The 17813-nt window shown below is 65.8% G+C and carries 9 protein-coding genes; 5 read left to right on the forward strand and 4 right to left on the reverse strand.

Annotated elements, in window-relative coordinates:
• Nucleotides 1–33 precede the first annotated feature (33 nt).
• From OKW26_RS03130 to OKW26_RS03145, 4 genes are all read right to left on the reverse strand, one after another.
• Nucleotides 34–771 carry a metallophosphoesterase gene (locus OKW26_RS03130; protein ID WP_409259238.1) on the reverse strand — a complete coding sequence of 246 codons (738 nt, stop codon included), beginning with the start codon at nt 769–771 and terminating at the stop codon, nt 34–36.
• Nucleotides 772–959: 188 nt separating this feature from the next.
• Entirely contained in the window at nt 960–2390 is a 1431-nt protein-coding gene (locus OKW26_RS03135) for a cytochrome c (protein ID WP_429352650.1), read from the reverse strand.
• A 20-nt stretch (nt 2391–2410) separates the two neighbouring features.
• Nucleotides 2411–4012 carry a GMC family oxidoreductase gene (locus OKW26_RS03140; protein ID WP_429352651.1) on the reverse strand — a complete coding sequence of 534 codons (1602 nt, stop codon included), beginning with the start codon at nt 4010–4012 and terminating at the stop codon, nt 2411–2413.
• A 113-nt stretch (nt 4013–4125) separates the two neighbouring features.
• Nucleotides 4126–4752, reverse strand: coding sequence for a sugar dehydrogenase complex small subunit (locus OKW26_RS03145; RefSeq protein ID WP_429352652.1), 627 nt, complete (start codon nt 4750–4752; stop codon nt 4126–4128).
• A 336-nt stretch (nt 4753–5088) separates the two neighbouring features.
• Here OKW26_RS03145 and OKW26_RS03150 point away from each other — a divergent pair, with 336 nt between their 5' ends.
• From OKW26_RS03150 to glgX, 5 genes are all read left to right on the forward strand, one after another.
• Complete coding sequence (locus tag OKW26_RS03150) at nt 5089–5751, forward strand: DUF1345 domain-containing protein (RefSeq protein ID WP_184057517.1); 663 nt, start codon at nt 5089–5091, stop codon at nt 5749–5751.
• A gap of 530 nt (nt 5752–6281) precedes the next feature.
• Nucleotides 6282–9734 carry a maltotransferase domain-containing protein gene (locus OKW26_RS03155; RefSeq protein WP_429352653.1) on the forward strand — a complete coding sequence of 1151 codons (3453 nt, stop codon included), beginning with the start codon at nt 6282–6284 and terminating at the stop codon, nt 9732–9734.
• Complete coding sequence (treS, locus tag OKW26_RS03160) at nt 9731–13198, forward strand: maltose alpha-D-glucosyltransferase (protein ID WP_429352654.1); 3468 nt, start codon at nt 9731–9733, stop codon at nt 13196–13198. The genes OKW26_RS03155 and treS overlap by 4 nt, the downstream gene beginning before the upstream one ends.
• Nucleotides 13191–15401 carry a 1,4-alpha-glucan branching protein GlgB gene (gene glgB, locus OKW26_RS03165; protein ID WP_429352655.1) on the forward strand — a complete coding sequence of 737 codons (2211 nt, stop codon included), beginning with the start codon at nt 13191–13193 and terminating at the stop codon, nt 15399–15401. The genes treS and glgB overlap by 8 nt, the downstream gene beginning before the upstream one ends.
• A gap of 115 nt (nt 15402–15516) precedes the next feature.
• On the forward strand, nt 15517–17730 hold the full coding sequence (gene glgX / locus OKW26_RS03170) for a glycogen debranching protein GlgX (RefSeq protein ID WP_429352656.1): 2214 nt from the start codon (nt 15517–15519) through the stop codon (nt 17728–17730).
• Nucleotides 17731–17813: the final 83 nt, after the last annotated feature.

Below are 17813 nucleotides of genomic sequence, written 5' to 3' on the forward strand. Positions count from 1 at the left end.
AGAGCGGCGAAGCAGCGCGGGGACTTCAGCCGTTCAAGGCAAGGCCAATTCCGCCGCCCCTTCCGCGCGCGCGGCCTCGACCGAGATCGACCAACGACGCAACGCCTGCGGCTGCACGATCGTCAACGTGCCGTCCGGCCCGAACGCGCCCGTATCGATGAACACTTGCGAGCCGATCTGCGTGATGTCGCGCACCGGCGTATGGCCGCAATAAGTCAGCGACAGCCCACGCTGCCGCAGCGGATCGCCGTTGCCCAGCGCGAGCTCGCGACCCCACAGCAATTGCTGGCGCGTTTCGGCCGAATAATTGCCCGCGTCGAGCTCGGCGTCGGAGCCGAAAAATTCGGCGTGCAGAACGTTGAAGCGCGCCTTGCCGCTGCCGATCACGCGCACGAGCGGCAGCGTGCGCAGATGCTCGGCGTAATAGCGCAGGCGCTCGTCGGGCACGTCGGCCGCCCACGCGCCGCCGATGCCATACCACCACTGCCGCCGCAAGCGGCCGTCGGCGACCGCGCACAGCGCGTCCTCGTGATTGCCGAGCACCGCATGGAACCACGGCTTCTCGAGCAGCGCGAGCGCCTGCTCCGAGTGCTCGCCCCGATCGACCAGATCGCCGACCGAAAACAGCCGGTCGCACGTCGGATCGAACGCGATCTGACGCAGCAGGTAGCGCAAAGCGTCGACGCAGCCGTGCAGATCGCCGACCACGAAATCGCGGCCGGCCTCGTTGGCGTCGTGATGCTGAACGAAGTTGGCGGGGGTGGAATTCATCCCACCATGATAATGCGGCCGACGCGCACGCGTATGCGGGGTGCCTATCGTATCCGCGCGCTTCATCGAGCAAGAAAGACATCGAACGACGCAAAAATGACGCTGAAACGCCACATTTGCGGTATGCGTTACCGGAAATGCACGTTTGCGCGAGTCACTCCTGGCGCGCGCCCGAGTCGTCCCGCGCGTTATTGCAGCGTGCGCAGCTTCGCCACCTGGTCGGCCGCGATCGTCGCCTGCGGATTGCCGAACTGTTTCGTCACGTAGTTGGTGATCGCCGCGATCTGCTCGTCGTCGAGATGGCCGCCGAACCCGGGCATCAGCACGTCCGCGTGCGCGGTCGTGCGATTCACGCCGTGCAGAATGACCAACGCGAGATTGTTGGCGTCGTTCGCGCCGACCGTCGAGTTGTGGATCAGCGACGGATACGCGCCCGGCGCGCTCGCGCCCACGCCCTGCCCGGTCCAGCCATGACAGGTCGCGCAATTGGCGACGAACAGCTGCGCGCCGTTCACGCCGGTGATCGCGGTGCCGCGCATGGCGGTGACGTCGCTGGCCGGCTTGCCCCATTGATGACGGGGACGCGCGTCGCCGCCGCTCACGGCCGGCACCGAGCGCAAGAACACGACGATCGAGCGCAGATCCACCGGCGTCAGATACTGCGTGCTGTTCGCGACCACTTCGCCCATCGGGCCGGCCGCGTTTGCGCGGCTCGGCGCCGCGCCGGTCGACAGATACGCCGTGAGTTCGTCGTCGCGCCAGTCGCCGACGCCGCTCAGCTTGTCCGGCGTGATATTGAACGCATGCCAGCCGGCCTGCACCGCACCGGAGAAACGCGCGCTCGACTTCAGCCCCTGCATGAAATTGCGCGGTGTATGGCATTCCTCGCAATGCGCGAGCCCTTCGACCAGATACGCGCCTCGGTTCCATTCGGGGCTCTGTTTCGGGTCCGGCACGAAGCGCCCCTCGGTGAAGTTGAACATGTTCCAGAACACCATTAGCCAGCGCTGATTGAACGGGAACTTGAGGCTGTTCGAGGGCGGCGTGTAGTGAATCGGCGCGAGCGTGTTCAGATACGCGCGAATCGCGAGCACGTCCTGTTCGGTCACGCGTGTGTAGGCGGTGTACGGGAACGCCGGATAGAGCCGCTCGCCGCCTTTGCCGATGCCTTCGTGCATCGCGCGCATGAAATCGGCGTCGCTCCATTGGCCGATGCCGGTGTCGGGATCGGGCGTGATGTTCGGCGTCACGATCGTGCCGAACGGTGTGCTGATCGGCAGGCCGCCCGCGAATGGGCGCGACTTGTCCGCCGTATGGCAGGCCGCGCAATCGGCAGCACGGGTCAGGTATTGGCCGCGCTTCACGAGTTCGCCATTGGCGGCCTTGCCGGCGAGCATGGCCGGGCCGCCGACCGCAGCCTGCGCCGCGTCGTCGGCGCGCGCCTGGGTGATCGGCATTTCGTCGGTCGAGTCTGCGTCCGGGCCGTGCGACTCGTGCCACGCTATCGACAGCGCAAGCAGCGAAAACGCGGCCGCGAGCGCCGCGCCGCCGAAGCGGCGGCGCTGGTTGACGTGCATCAGCACAGGGTTCGGCTGCGCGCGACAGGTTTTCTTCGTCATTGTGGCTCTCCGGTCGGCGCTCAGATTTCGCGCTTCAGCTTGTCGCCCAGTTTCAGCGACAGTGCAGCGATCGTCAGCGTGCAGTTCACCGACGCGGCGGTGGGCATCACGCCGCTACTCGCGATGAACAGGTTCGAATGATCGTGCGTGCGGCAGTCCGCGTCGACGACCGAACTCGCCGCATCGCTGCCCATGATCGTCGTGCCCATGATGTGATTGTTGGGCGCGAAGCTGTCGTCGAACGAGACCTCGGTGCCGCCGAATAGCGTCGCGATCTGCGCATACAGTTCGTGCGTATTGGCGGCGCTCTTCTTCACGTAGTCGTTGATCGAGTAGTAGATCTCGGGCTGAGGAATCCCGAGCGCGTCCTTGTGATCTGCCGACGGCACGATGCGGTTCTGCGGCTCCGGCAGATGTTCGTGAAAGCTGTTGATGTTCAGCGTGCGCGCCGCGCGGTCGCGAATCTGCCGGTCGAGCTCGGCGCCGGTCAGGCCTTTTTTCAGCAGGTCGGCGGTGACCCCCATCGTCGGCACGCCATTCGACAAATGCAGCTTCTTCGCCGCGTGATCGGAGCGGAACGCGCCGTCGCGGAAGTTGACGATCGAGGTCATCTCCATCGGGCCACGGCCGGGCCACAGCGGTTCGTTGGCGAGAAACGTGACGCCGGTGCCGGGATGGTCCATCAGGTTGCGGCCCACCTGATCGGAGCTGTTGCCGACGCCGTGCGGGAATTTGTCGGAGGTCGACATCAACATCAGCTTCGGCGTTTCGATGCCGTTCGCCGCGAGCACGAACAGCTTGCCGGTGACGCGTGTGCCATTGCCGTTCGGGTCCTTGTAGTGGACCGCGGTGATGAGCCCTTTGTCGTCCGCTTCGATGCGATACACGACCGCTTCGGGAATCAGTTTCGCGCCGGCCTGCTCGGCCTTCTCCGCGTGAATCACGCCGTTGTACATCGCGGCGATCGGGCAGATCGGCATGCAGTTGTTATTGCCGCAGCAGGTGGGCCGCGCATCGTACGGACGGCTGTTGCGCGCGACCGGTTCGGGCACGACCTTGAAGCCCTGCGCGTTGAGCACGTCGCTGAACCGCTGATCCATGTACGACAGTGGCAGCTGCTGCATCGGATAGGGCTTCGAGCGCGGCGAACCGAGATCGATCGAACTATCGGGACCGGACACGCCGAGCTGCACTTCGGCGGCCACGTACCACGGCTCGAGCGTTTCGTACGGATACGGCCAGTCGCGCCCGACGCCATACAGCTTGCGCAACTGGAAGTCCGACGGCAGCAGCCGCCACGCGGCGGCCGCCCAGTGCCAGGTCGTGCCGCCGACGAGCCGCACGTATTGTGAGTTGTACGGATAATCGCCCTTCTGGATCAGGTAGTTATTCGCGGGCGCGTACTCGGGATGCGGCGCGTAAGGCGTCGACGGATACGGCGTCGCGAAGTCGGACTTGGCCGGCGAGTTGCGGAAGTTCTCGACGATCTGCCAGCGCGGAATGCGCGGCCCCGCTTCGAGCAGGATCACCGACGCGCCCGCCAGCGCCAGCTGATGCGCAACCAGACTGCCGGCGACGCCGGAGCCGATCACGACGATATCGGCGGATTGTGTGTTTGCCATCGTTTCTCTCTTCGATGCCCTGCCTGTTGCGGGCTTTGTTCGTGCGACGCTTGCGGGTCCGGCGTGCTGGTTGCGCTGCTGGCTGGCGTGGCCCGCTCGCGGGCTCGCGCGGCTCACGCGGGCGTCGGCTTCTGCGTCCAGTAGAACGGCACGTCGCGGCAATAGGAGGGAATCGTGAGCACGTCTTGCACGGGCTCGAACATCAGCGCCTTTTCATACGCGATCACCTGGACGTGCGGCATGTCGCCGACGAGGCCCAGGTACCACGCGCGCATGATCGCGCCGACCGTTTTCGCGAGCGCGGGCTGGTCGGTCTGCAGCGCCTGCGTGACCGTATCGGACGGCACGCCGCCGTGGCCTTGCAGCCACGTGTTGAGCGCCGCGACGTTCTGCGCGAACTGGTTATCGGCACGCGACAGCGCATCGTAGACACGTTGGCCAAGCACGGTATCGAAACTGCTGCGACCGGTGAGGTGTTGCGAAAGCGCGAGGAAGGCATCGAGTCCGCCCCCGGCTGGCCGCGTATCGGCGAAGGCGGGCGCGATCCACGACAGCGAACGGCTCGCGCCGGCGAACGCGAGCGCCGCGGCCGTCGCGCACGAGCCGAGCACCCAGGCCCTGCGCGAAGCGGAAAACGACGGCGGCAAGCCGGTGAACCATGTGGCATTGCGATAAGACTTCGCTCCTTGCCGATGCGTCACGTGGGGATGCGCATCGTTATCCTCAGGAACATCTGTCATGGGGGCTCCAGATGATGAGTCGTTCTCGACGAGCAGCGCGGCGAGGGCATGATGCCGTTCGCCTGCCGCTTCGTTTGCTCTTCCCCAAACCTGGTCTTACGCCGCTTCAGCGGTCTCGTATCCGTGCGCGTGATTCACGCGCGCAGCATGTGTGGAGTTGCATGCATGATCGCAACGATTGCTGCCGTTATCTACCAATCGCCTTTCAACTGAAAGCGGCGCGCAAGGCCGCCGCGAAAGACTATAGCCTGTGACCCACCATTCGACAATCGGTCCGCGTTGCACGCGTAGAATCCGCGACACCGACTGCCCTACACTTCGTCGTTCATCGAGTCCATGTCCATCAACTACTATCCCCAGCTTCTTCGCAATCGGCCCCGCACGGTGATCGGCCTCGTGATCGGGATCGTCGTCGCGTTCCTCGTGCCCGGTCATACGAGTCCGATCGCCCGCACACTGATCGGCTGGGACGCGGCGATCTGGAGCTACCTGCTGATGATCTGGGCGCATATGGCTCTTGCCGACGAGCACCGCGTGCGCGAATACGCGATGCGCGACGACGAAAACGCGGGCGTCGTGCTGGTCGTCATCTGCGTCGCGACGATCGCGAGCGTCGCCGCGATCGTGCTCGAACTCGCGTCGGCCAAGGGCGCGGGGGGCGCAACGACCGTCTGGCACTACCTGCTGACCGGTCTGACGCTGATCGGCGCATGGTTTCTGATTCCGACGATCTTCACGCTGCACTACGCGCGCCTCTACTTCGACACCGACGCGCAAGAGACCGCGTTGAAGTTTCCCGATCACCATTTGCTGCCGAACTACTGGGACTTCCTGTACTACTCGTTCACGATCGCGGTCGCGTCGCAGACTTCCGATGTCGTGTTGCGCTCACGCGAAATTCGCCGCGCGACGCTCGCCCAATCGGTCCTGTCGTTCTACTTCAACGTCGCGGTGCTCGGCCTGTGCGTGAACATCGCGGCGGGGCTGCTGGGTTCGTGACACGGCCGCTGCGCGGCGTTCGGATGAATTTCATGCGAATGCCACGCGCGTGCCACATGGCTGCCACGCGAGCGGCACCCAGGCTTCACGCGTCCGCTTGAACCGCATTCCGTGCAACGCGGGCCGCCCGTGTAAAACCGGCCCCACACCACCCCGTTTTACATGCCGGCCACCCGCGGCGTGCGTAACAATGCCCGCATTTTTGCGCGCGCTCCGTGCGCGCGCGCACCTTCGGCACCCGCCATCTCACCGTAACCTCCCCGTTTCCGCGCTAGCGCGGTGCCCGGCTGCCCGCGCGTTGGCACACGGTTTGCTCCTTTCCGCGACGAGTGACGACCAGTCCCGCGAGACCGGCGTCTGGCGTCAAAGCACCCGCGACTGGCCAGCGGCGCGACGATCTTTGCACTACATTGACCAGTAGGTGCCCCCGCTGACGCATCGCGCGGTATCCGGCTCGGGAAGCCCAATGAGCGCTGTGATCGCATGCCAAGTGCATCCACACCGCAGCAGGACAACTCTGGAAACGACCGATGGAATCTCCAAACGGGTACGCGCCGCGGATTTACTTTTTTCATTCTCTTCTCGTCGGGCCCCTCGATGCCTGGCCCGCGCAGTTCGCTCATGCGGCCGGGCTCGGCTTCGATCATGCGTTGATCGGCGGGCTGTTCGAGCCCGGCCAGGCCGGCCATGGCCAGGTGGTCGGCAATCACGCTCGGCTGCATCCGGTGTTCGAGGCGCAGCATTCGGTGCACGACGCCGTGCGCATGCTCGCCGATGCCGCGCGCCGCAACAACCTGACGCTGCTGGTCGATCTCGTGATCGACCGCATGGCCGCCGACGGCGTGCTGTACAGCGAGCATTCGGACTGGTTTCACGCGCGTGAGTCCGAGCTCGCACGGCTCGATCCGCGCCACGTGCATCGCGAAGACAACGTTGCCTACGCGAATTTCGACGACCCCGCGACGAGTGCCTCGCTGAGCGTCTGGTGGACCCAGCAACTGCTCGCGCTCGCCGAGGCGGGTGTCGGCGGCTTCCGTTTCGATTCGCCGCATCGCGTGCCGGCTGCCGTATGGCGGCACCTCGGCGATGAAGTGCGCGCGAAGCATCCGCGCGTGCGCTTTCTCGCGGCAACGCCGGGCCTGTCGCGCGGCGATCTGCCCAGTCTCGAAGCAGCCGGCTTCGACAGCGCGTTTTCGTCGGTGCGCTGGTGGGATTTCCGTTCGAGCTGGATGGCCGAGGAGCATGCGGCGCTCGCGCGCGTTGGTGCGCCCATCGCCTTTCCCGAAGCACCGTACGGTACCCGCCTCGCCGCCGAGCTGAGCGACGTGCATGATGCGGCGATCGTCGAGCGGGCGTATCGACGCGCGCTGTTCACGTCGGTTGCATTGGGCAGCGGCTGGATGATGCCGATGGGCTTCGAATACGGCATCGCCGAACCGATGTCGCAAACGCGCGGCGACGCCGCGCAGTTCGCCCGCGCCGCGCAGTCGCGCCGCTTCGATCTGAGCGCCGCCGTCACCCAGGCCAACGACTTCGCGCGCAACACGCCGACACTGCACGCGAACGGTGAATTGCGCCCATTGAGCGGCCCCGGCGCATCGGCCGCGGTTCTGCTGCGCGGCGACGCAGCCGATCTGCGCGACGCCAGCGAAGCCGTTCTGATCGTCGTGAATCCCGAGCTCGGCGCGCCAGTGCGTGTCGATCCCGCGCGCTTCCTCGCGGGCGTGCCGGGCAGCTTTACGCGCTTCGCGCCGCTCGACGCGCGCGGCCGAACCGAACCCGCGGCACTCGTGCCGTTCGCGCTCGCGCCCGGTGCGGTGCGGCTGCTGCGCGCGTTCGCGGAACAGCCGATCTGCCTCGCGCCGCCCATCGACAAGGCGAACAGCAAGCGCAGCGGCCGCAAGACAGTGCTCGAGGCGATCGAAGCGCCGCGCGTCGCGATCGAGAGCGTGTCGCCGTCGGTGGAGAACGGTCGCTTCGCGGCCAAGCGCAGCGTCGGCGAGCGCGCGGAAATTCGCGCGGCGATCTTCGCCGAAGGTCACGACAAGATCGCGGCTGCCGTGCTGTGGCGCGCGGCCGACGAAACCGCGTGGCACGAAGAACTGATGTCGCCCGCGCCGCCGGCCGGGCTCGACTTGTGGAGCGCGCGCATTCCGCTCGAGCGGATCGGCCGCTACGAGTTCACCGTGATCGCGTGGCGCGACGACTTCGCGTCGCTCGTCGAGCACATCCAGAAGAAGCTGAAGGCGAACCAGACCGTCGAGATAGAACTCGACGAAGCCGCGCATCTGTTCGCGCTCGTGCTCGCCGAAGTCGAGACGACCGAAGGCGCCGACAAGGAGCCGCTCGAACACATCGTGCGCGACTTCCAGAAGGCCGACGCCGAACAGAAGCTCGCAGTGATTCTCGCGCCCGCCACAGCGAAGGCAATGACCGCCGCGCGCCATCGCCCGTTTCTGAGCCGCGACCCCGTGATCTACAAGATCGACGCGGAACGCACGGCCGCCTATTTCGCGAGCTGGTACGAGATCTTCCCGCGCTCGATGAGCGACGACGAGTCGCGCCACGGCACGTTCGCGGACGTGAGCGCGAAGCTGCCGCGCATCCGCGACATGGGCTTCGACGTGCTGTACTTCCCGCCGATCCACCCGATCGGCCTCGCGAACCGCAAGGGCCGCAACAACACGCTGACCACGCAGCCGGGCGATGTGGGCAGTCCCTATGCGATCGGCGCCGCCGAGGGCGGTCACACCGCCGTGCATCCGCAACTCGGCACGCTCGACGATTTCAAGGCGATGCTCGCCGCCGCGCATGCGCATGGCCTCGAGATCGCGCTCGACTTCGCGATCCAGTGCTCGCCCGATCACCCGTGGCTGAAGGAGCATCCGACGTGGTTCGCGTGGCGCCCCGACGGCACGCTGCGCTACGCCGAGAATCCGCCGAAGAAGTATCAGGACATCGTCAACCCGGACTTCTACGCGCACGACGCCAAGCCCGGTCTGTGGCTCGCATTGCGCGACGTGATCCTGTTCTGGGTCGACGCGGGCGTGCGCATCTTCCGCGTCGACAATCCGCACACCAAGCCGCTGCCATTCTGGGAATGGATGATCGCCGACGTGCGCGCGCGCCACCCCGACACGATCTTTCTCGCCGAAGCCTTCACGCGGCCGCGCATGATGAACCGGCTCGGCAAGATCGGCTTTTCGCAGTCGTACACGTACTTCACGTGGCGCGAGTCGAAGCGCGATTTCACCGAGTACATGGGCGAACTCACGCAGACCGGCGCGCGCGATTTCTATCGGCCGAACTTCTTCGTCAATACGCCGGACATCAACCCGCGCCATCTGCAATCGCAGGGACGCACGGGCTTTCTGATCCGCGCGGCGCTGGCCGCGACACTGGCCGGCCTGTGGGGCGTGTATAGCGGCTTCGAACTGTGCGAGGCCACCGCGCTGCCGAACAGCGAAGAGTATCTGGACTCCGAAAAGTATCAGTTGCGGGCGTGGGACTGGCACCGGCCCGGCAATATCGTCGGCGAGATCACCGCACTGAACCGCATCCGTCGCGCGAATCCGGCGCTGCAAACGCATCTCGGTCTCACGTTCCTCGCCGCGCACAACGACTACATCCTGTGCTTCGAGAAAGCGACCGAATCGCGCGACAACGTGATCGTCGTCGCGATCAATCTCGATCCGTTCAACGAACAGGGCGCGGACATCGAGTTGTCGTGGGACACGTTCCAGCGCTGGCATCTACACGATCACGCCACGCTCGAAGTGATCGACCAGATGACCGGCGCACGCTTCGAATGGCACGGACGCTGGCAACACGTGCGGCTCGGCTCGGGCCAACCGTTCTCGATCTGGCGCATCGCGCCGCCAGGCGGCCTGCCCGCCGATCGCCCCGAGGACAGCGACCACGATCCCGACAGCGCTCCTCACGCAGACGCTGTCAACCCAACCTGGATGGAAGGTGGAACATGAAGCGCGACGATCCAGCCCAAACCGCGCACGAGGCGCAAACGGCCGTGGCCGTCGGCACCGCGGCGAAGGTACGCACGCGCCGCCGCGGCAAACCCGCGGCCCTCAGCGACGATCCGCTGTGGTACAAGGACGCGATCATCTATCAGGTGCACATCAAGTCGTTCTTCGATGGGAACAACGACGGCGTCGGCGATTTCCCCGGTCTGATGGCCAAGCTCGACTACATCGCCGAGCTCGGCGTCAACGCGATCTGGCTGCTGCCGTTCTATCCGTCGCCACGCCGCGACGACGGCTACGACATCGCCGACTACCGCAACGTGCATCCCGACTACGGTCAGCTCGCGGACGTGCGGCGCTTCATCCAGGAAGCGCACGCGCGCGGCATCCGCGTGATCACCGAGCTCGTCATCAACCACACGTCGGATCAGCACCCGTGGTTCCAGCGCGCGCGGCGCGCGAAGCCCGGCTCGAACTATCGCAACTACTACGTGTGGTCCGATACCGATCAGAAGTACCCGGAGACTCGCATCATCTTCATCGACTCGGAGCCGTCGAACTGGACGCACGATCCGGTTGCGGGCGCGTACTACTGGCACCGCTTCTACTCGCACCAGCCCGATCTGAACTTCGACAATCCGGCGGTGTTGAAAGAGGTGCTGCAGGTGATGCGTTTCTGGCTCGACATGGGCATCGACGGGCTGCGGCTCGATGCGGTGCCATACCTCGTCGAACGTGAAGGCACCAACAACGAGAACCTGCCTGAGACGCACGAGGTCCTGAAGCGGATTCGCGCGACCATCGACGCCGAGTACCCGAACCGGATGCTGCTCGCCGAGGCGAACCAGTGGCCCGAGGACGTGAAGGAGTATTTCGGCAACGAAGACGAATGCCATATGGCGTTCCACTTCCCGCTGATGCCGCGCATCTACATGTCGATCGCGAGCGAAGACCGCTTCCCGATCACCGACATCATGAAGCAGACACCGGAACTCCCCGAATCGAACCAGTGGGCGATCTTCCTGCGCAATCACGACGAGCTGACGCTCGAAATGGTCACCGATTCCGAGCGTGACTATTTGTGGAACACCTATGCGAGCGATCGCCGCGCACGTTTGAATCTCGGTATTCGCCGCCGTCTCGCGCCGCTGATGGAGCGCGACCGCCGCCGCATCGAGCTGATCAACTCGCTGCTGCTGTCGATGCCCGGCACGCCGGTCATCTACTACGGCGACGAACTCGGCATGGGCGACAACATCCACCTCGGCGACCGCGACGGCGTGCGCACGCCGATGCAGTGGTCGTCGGATCGCAACGGCGGCTTCTCGCGCGCCGACCCTGAGCAACTGGTGCTGCCGCCCGTGATGGGTACGCTGTACGGCTTCGACGCGGTCAACGTCGAAGCGCAGAGCCGCGACCCGCATTCGCTGCTGAACTGGACCCGCCGCATGCTTGCGACGCGGCGCGCGAAGCAGACCTTCGGACGCGGCACGATCCGCTTTTTGAAGCCTGAAAACCGCAAGATTCTCGCGTATCTGCGCGAGATGCCCGGCGCGGCGCCGATCCTGTGCGTCGCGAATCTGTCGCGCGCGCCGCAGGCGGTCGAGCTCGAACTGTCAGAATTCAACGGCTTCGTGCCGATCGAGATGACCGCCGATTCGGTGTTCCCCGCGATCGGTCAGCTGACCTATCTGCTGACGTTCCCGCCCTACGGCTTCCTGTGGTTCATGCTGTGCGAAGGCGGCGGGCGGCCGACATGGGCGCAGGCGCATTCCGTGCCGCTGCCCGAGTTCGTCACGATCGTGATCCGCGAAGGGCAGACCGGGCCGACTCCCGAAAACGTGCGGCTGCTGGAATCCGAGGTGCTGCCGTCGTGGCTGAGCCGGCGCCGCTGGTTCGCGTCGAAAGATCAGAAGATGCACGCGGTGCGGCTCGCCGCGCTGACCACGATCCCGAACGGCGGCTTCGCGTTCACCGAAATCGAAGTGGACGTCGGCAACCACACCGAACGCTACGTGGTACCGATCGCGCTCACATGGGGCGGCGAAACCACCACGCCGCTGTTCCTGCAATTGGCGCTTGCGCGCGTGCGGCGCGGCCGCACCGTCGGCCATCTGACCGACGCGTTCTCGCTGCCGATCTTCGCGCACAACGTGCTGCGCAAGCTGCGCGAGCGCGCGGTCGTGCCGACCGTGCAGAAGAGCGAGATCAAGTTCCTGCCGACCGAGCGCTTCGCCGAACTCGACGCTCTCGGCGAGCGGCCCGAGATTCGCTGGCTCGCGGCCGAACAAAGCAACAGCTCGCTGATCGTCGCCGATGCCGCGGTGCTGAAGCTGGTGCGGCGGCTCGTCAGCGGCATCCATCCGGAAGCGGAAATCAGCCGCTATCTGACGCAGCTCGGCTATGCGAACACCGCGCCGCTGTATGGCGAAGTGGTGCGCGTCGATCCCGAGGGCGTGCCGCATACGCTCGCGATCCTGCAGGGCTTTATCGACAATCAGGGCGATGCGTGGAACTGGTCGCTCGACTATCTGCGCCGCTCGGTCGACGAACTCGCGATCGCGATCGACACCGAAACGCAGACAGTACCCGATCGCACGAACGAGTCGATTCTGCTGGACGGTTACGGCGAACTCGCGGGCATCATCGGCCGCCGGCTCGGCGAGTTGCACGTCGCGCTCGCCACGCCGAGCGACGACCCCGCGTTCGCGCCGGAACCGGCCAACGCCAAACAGGTGAAGGCATGGGTCGAGGCGGCGCAGACGATGCTCGCGGCCGCGCTCGATCTGCTCGCGCCGCGCATCGCGGACATGAGCGACGCGGACACGAAGGGGCTTGCGCAAAGTCTGATCGATCGCCGCGCCGCGCTCGTCGAGGCCGTCGACAAGCTGGTGCCGGGCGACGCGGGCGCGTTGCGCATCCGCATCCATGGCGACTTCCATCTCGGCCAGGTACTGGTCGCGCACGGCGACGCGTACCTGATCGACTTCGAGGGCGAGCCCGCGCGTTCGCTCGACGAGCGTCGCCAGAAATCGAGCCCGTTGCGTGACGTGGCCGGTCTGATGCGCTCGTTCTCGTATGCGAGCGCAGCCGCGCAATCGACCACCGAAGGCGCGCCGCAACAGACCGCCGATCGCAAGCGCGCGCTGTTCGAACGCTTCCGCGCGCACGCGACCAGCGCGTTCCTCGCGGAATATCGCGCGGCCGCCGCGCAGTCGCCGACACCGCTCGTCGCGCCCGAATCCGAGGAAGCGCTGCTCGATCTGTTCCTGATCGAGAAGGCCGCCTACGAAATCCGCTACGAAGCGGCCAACCGACCGGCGTGGCTCGGCTTGCCGGTGCGCGGCCTCGCGGCGCTCGTGAGCCGGCTGCTCGGCGACACCGGTGCGCCGCCGCACAGCGTTCCGTCAACCCAGGCGCCTGGCGCGGCCACGCCGCCTAACCCGGCCGAGGGCGACTATGAGTGAGCATGATCCGGCCGCAGGCCTTCAACCCGTCGATATCGACGCGCTCGTCGAAGCGCGTCACCCCGATCCGTTTTCGCAGCTCGGGCTGCATCAGACGGACGCGGGGCCGATCGTGCGCGCGCTGCTGCCGAACGCCGCGCACGTCACCGTGATTTCGCGCGCTGATGGCGCGACGCTCGGCGAACTCGAACAACTGCGCCCTGGCCTGTTCGCGGGCCGCATCACGTCGGCGATGCCGTATCGCTTGCGCATCGACTGGCATGGTGTGGTGCAGGAAGTGGAGGATACCTATTCGTTTGCTCCGGTGCTCGGCGACGAACCGCTCGAACGTCTCGCGCGCGGTGATCCGTACGCGGTGCTCGAATGTCTGGGCGCGCGGCCGGTCGACGTCGACGGTGTGCCGGGCGTGCGCTTTGCGGTGTGGGCGCCGAATGCGCGGCGCGTGTCGGTGGTCGGCGACTTCAATGCGTGGGACGGCCGCCGCCATCCGATGCGGCTGCGTCACCAGGCGGGCGTGTGGGAGCTGTTCGTGCCGCGCGTCGGCGCCGGCACGCGCTACAAGTACGAGCTGCTGTCGCGCGACGGCCATCCGCTGCCGCTGAAGGCCGACCCGTGCGCGATGCAGACGGAAAAGCCGCCGGGCACCGCATCGATCGTCGCACACGTCGACGAGATCGAGCAGTTTCCATGGAGCGATCACGAGTGGATCCAGTCGCGCGCCGACAAGCAGACCGCGCGCACGCCGATCACGATCTACGAAGTGCACGCGGAGTCGTGGCTGCGCGTCGCCGAGGAAGGCCAACGTGGTCTCGTCTGGGAAGAGCTCGCCGAGCGGCTGATCCCGTATGCGAAGAGCATGGGCTTCACGCACATCGAATTTCTGCCGATCGCCGAGCATCCGTTCGGCGGTTCGTGGGGCTATCAGCCGCTCGGGCAGTTCGCGCCGTCCGCGCGCTTCGGCAAGCCCGAGCAGTTCGCGCGTTTCGTCGATCGCGCGCACGAAGCAGGGCTCGGCGTGATTCTCGACTGGGTGCCCGCGCATTTCCCGAACGACGCGCATGGCCTGATCGATTTCGACGGCACGCCGCTCTACGAGCATGCCGATCCGCGCGAAGGCTATCACCAGGACTGGAACACGATGATCTACAACCTCGGCCGCAACGAGGTCAGCGCGTTCCTGATCGCGTCGGGGCTCGCGTGGTTGAAGCGCTATCACGTCGACGGCCTGCGCGTCGATGCGGTCGCGTCGATGCTGTATCGCGACTACTCCCGTGCGGCCGGCGAGTGGGTGCCGAACATCTATGGCGGCCGCGAGAATCTCGAATCGATCGCGTTCCTGAAGCGCTTGAATCACGAGGTCCGCTATGTGCCGGGCGCGCCCGGCGCGATCACGGTCGCCGAGGAATCGACCGCATGGCCGGGCGTGACCGCGCGCCTCGCGGACGGCGGCCTCGGCTTCGACTTCAAGTGGAACATGGGCTGGATGCACGACACCCTGCACTACATGCACGAAGACCCGATGTATCGCCAGTATCACCACCACAACATGACGTTCGGCATGGTGTACGCATATTCCGAGCACTTCGTGCTGCCGCTTTCGCACGACGAGGTGGTGCACGGCAAGGGCTCGCTGCTCGGCAAGATGCCCGGCGACCGCTGGCAGCGTTTCGCTAATCTGCGCGCGTACTTCGGTTTCATGTGGACGCACCCAGGCAAGAAGCTGCTGTTCATGGGCGGCGAATTCGGCCAGATGGCGGAGTTCGACCATGACGGCTCGCCGCATTGGCATCTTCTCGACGATTCGAACCACCACGGCGTGCAATTACTGGTGCGCGACCTGAACCATCTGTACCGCAACGAGCCCGCGCTGCATCTGCTCGACAGCGAACCGGGCGGCTTCGAATGGTTGATCGGCGACGACAGCGGCAACAGCGTGTTCGCCTATCGGCGCACCGACGGCGCGGGCCAGGAGTTCGTCGTGGTGTGCAACATGACGCCGGTGCCGCGGCTCGGCTATCGGCTCGGCATGCCGCGCGGCGGACGCTGGGTGGAAGTGCTGAATACCGATGCAGGCGTGTATGGCGGCTCGAACATGGGCAACGGCGGGCTGATCCATTCCGACCATGTATCGAGCCACGGCAGGCCACATTCCGCCGCGCTGATCTTGCCCCCGCTCGCGACGATCGTATTGCGCGCGGACTGAGAAAACGTGCCGTAACCCGGGCGCGCGGCGCACAGGCAGCCGCCGCGCGCCCGTTGCATGAAGACCCAGGCAGACCCGAGCTCCAGCTCGACAATCAGAACAGGAAAGGGAAATCATGTCGCATGCGTTGCCCGAGCGGTTGCTGCCCGGCTCGCCGTATCCGCTCGGCGCGAACTGGGATGGGCTGGGCGTCAACTTCGCGGTGTTCTCGGCCAATGCGCAGAAAATCGAGCTATGCCTGTTCGACTCAACCGGCCGCAAGGAGATTCGCCGCTTCACCATGCCCGAATGCACCGACGAGATCTGGCACGGCTATCTGCCGAACGCGCATCCGGGCACCGCGTACGGCTTTCGCGCGCATGGGCCGTATCAGCCGCATTTCGGGCATCGTTTCAATCCGCACAAGCTGCTGCTCGACCCGTATGCGCGCAAGCTCGTCGGGCAGTTTCGCTGGTCCGACGCGCTGTTCGGCTATCGCGTGCATTCGAATCGCGCGGACCTTTCAATCGACCGGCGCGATTCCGCGCCCGCGATGCCCAAGTGCGTCGTGATCGACGAGGCGTTCGACTCGTCGCACGACAGGCGGCCCGACGTGCCGTGGGGCGAGACCGTGATCTACGAAACGCACTTGCGCGGCGCGTCGATGCTGCGCTCCGATCTGCGCCAGCATGAACGCGGCACGTTCGCGGCGCTCGCGTCGCCGGAGTTCATCGACCATTTGCTGAAGCTCGGCGTGACCGCGGTCGAGCTGCTGCCCGTGCACGCGTTTCTGAACGACCGCTTCCTCGTGGAGCGCGGCCTGCGCAATTACTGGGGCTACAACACGGCGGCGTTCTTCGCGCCGGAGCCGACCTATCTGAGCACGCACCGGCTCGACGAAATGCGCATCGCCGTGCGCCAGCTGCACGCGGCCGGCATCGAGGTGATTCTCGACGTGGTCTACAACCACACTTGCGAAAGCAATGAGATGGGCCCGACCATTTCATGGCGCGGCCTCGACAATGCCAGCTATTACCGGCTGATTCCCGGCGACGAGCGTCACCATATCAACGACACGGGCTGCGGCAACACGGTCAATCTGCCGCATCCGCGCGTGCTGCAGATGGTGATGGATTCACTGCGCTACTGGTCGACCGCGTTCAATATCGACGGCTTTCGTTTCGATCTCGGCGTGACGCTCGGGCGCGAAAGCCACGGCTTCGATCCGGGCTCGGGCCTGTTCGACGCGTTGCGCCAGGACCCGGTGCTATCGCAACGCAAGCTGATTTCCGAGCCATGGGATCTCGGCCCTGGCGGCTATCAGCTCGGCAATCATCCGCCGGGATTCAGCGAATGGAACGACCGTTTCCGTGACACGGTGCGACGTTTCTGGCGTGGCGATGCCGGCCTGCGGCCCGACCTCGCCGCGCGCCTGACCGGTTCGGCCGATCTGTTCAACCGGCGGCATCGCAAGCCGTGGGCGTCGATCAACTTCGTCACGTCGCATGACGGCTTCACCTTGGCCGATGTCACCGCGTACGAGCAGAAGCACAACGAAGCCAACCTGGAAGACAACAACGACGGCCACAACGAGAATTGCAGCCGCAATTGGGGTCTCGAAGGCGCGACCGACGACCCCGCGATCCTCGCGACCCGCCGTCGCGTGTCGCGCTCGCTGATCGCGACACTGATGATCACGCTCGGCACGCCGATGCTGCTGGCCGGCGACGAAGCGCTGCGCACGCAGCGCGGCAACAACAATGCGTACTGTCAGGATAACGACCTATCCTGGATCGACTGGGACCTCGCGGATTCGCCGGAAGGTCAGCGCATGACCGAGTTCGTCGCGCGCGTGATCGGATTGCGCAAGCGCCATCCGCTGCTGCGTGAAACGCGCTTTCTGTTCGGCGACCGCGAAGTGCTGCCCGGCCTGTTCGACGTCGGCTGGTTCGACGAACACGGCGATCCGCTGACGATCGAAGCGTGGCAGGACCCGGAGGGACGCGCGTTCACGTTGCGTCGCGCGGGTCCGGGCCTGAATGGCGAAACCGAAGTATTGTTACTGATGCTCAACGCTCACGAGGAACCGCTGCAGTTCGCGCCTCCCGCGCCGCACCTGGAATGGCATGTGCTGTTAGACACGGCCGATCCGGAACGCGCGCCGCAGCGGCTCGCGACGGCCGAACTCGAGGTCGCCGCGCACGGCCTCGTGATACTCGCCGCGCAACCGACCGGTGAAGCGGATTGGCAAGCCGGCTGGGTGGCTGGCGCGCAGCACGGGCCGCGGCTGTTGACCGCGCTGCCGCCCGATCCGGGCGCGCAGACCGCAAACGATGTTGGTTCGCAATGAACGATGCACTGCGGCGACCTGGTTCGAGCATGGACAAATCGCGCCGCAGCCGGGGTGGCAAGAATGTTGCGACGCAATGCCTG

The organism is Paraburkholderia sp. 32, assembly GCF_050435345.1.
GTDB lineage: Bacteria > Pseudomonadota > Gammaproteobacteria > Burkholderiales > Burkholderiaceae > Paraburkholderia > Paraburkholderia tuberum.

Excerpts from the sequence above, each read along its gene's own strand:
- OKW26_RS03130 (WP_409259238.1), bottom strand. The coding sequence starts at position 771 with ATGAATTCCACCCCCGCCAACTTCGTTCAGCATCACGACGCCAACGAG.
- OKW26_RS03135 (WP_429352650.1), bottom strand. The coding sequence starts at position 2,390 with ATGACGAAGAAAACCTGTCGCGCGCAGCCGAACCCTGTGCTGATGCAC.
- OKW26_RS03140 (WP_429352651.1), bottom strand. The coding sequence starts at position 4,012 with ATGGCAAACACACAATCCGCCGATATCGTCGTGATCGGCTCCGGCGTC.
- OKW26_RS03145 (WP_429352652.1), bottom strand. The coding sequence starts at position 4,752 with ATGACAGATGTTCCTGAGGATAACGATGCGCATCCCCACGTGACGCAT.
- OKW26_RS03150 (WP_184057517.1), top strand. The coding sequence starts at position 5,089 with ATGTCCATCAACTACTATCCCCAGCTTCTTCGCAATCGGCCCCGCACG.
- OKW26_RS03155 (WP_429352653.1), top strand. The coding sequence starts at position 6,282 with ATGGAATCTCCAAACGGGTACGCGCCGCGGATTTACTTTTTTCATTCT.
- treS (WP_429352654.1), top strand. The coding sequence starts at position 9,731 with ATGAAGCGCGACGATCCAGCCCAAACCGCGCACGAGGCGCAAACGGCC.
- glgB (WP_429352655.1), top strand. The coding sequence starts at position 13,191 with ATGAGTGAGCATGATCCGGCCGCAGGCCTTCAACCCGTCGATATCGAC.
- glgX (WP_429352656.1), top strand. The coding sequence starts at position 15,517 with ATGTCGCATGCGTTGCCCGAGCGGTTGCTGCCCGGCTCGCCGTATCCG.